A 302-nucleotide genomic window follows, 5' to 3' on the forward strand; every position below is an offset into this window, starting at 1 on the left:
ATTTTCAATATTAGTAAGACACTGCAGTTTTACATTTTCAATATTATCAGTAGTTGAAACGCTTTTAAATTCAAAATCATACTTTCCATTTTTTGATCTTTTAAAATTCCTTTGATCAATGTACTCAAAATTAAAAATAGTTTCACCAATTTCTGAAACTGCTGGTTTTATGTAATAATGGTATTGTTTCAAGGAACTAATGTCGTATACAAGAGCACTTTGACTGCCATTTGGGTTGTTGGTTATTCTCATAAAATAATTGCTATTTGTAGAAATTCCAAAAACTGTACTTGTATCTGTAC

The 302-nt window shown here is 27.8% G+C and carries 1 protein-coding gene; it reads right to left on the reverse strand.

The genetic code is table 11. From position 1 onward, the window contains the following. On the reverse strand, positions 1-252 hold a 252-nt coding region (locus DIU01_RS09750; RefSeq protein ID WP_290833927.1), incomplete at its 3' end, for a hypothetical protein. Positions 253-302: the final 50 nt, after the last annotated feature.

It is taken from the genome of Flavobacterium sp., assembly GCF_003525665.1.
In the GTDB taxonomy this organism is placed as follows: domain Bacteria; phylum Bacteroidota; class Bacteroidia; order Flavobacteriales; family Flavobacteriaceae; genus Flavobacterium.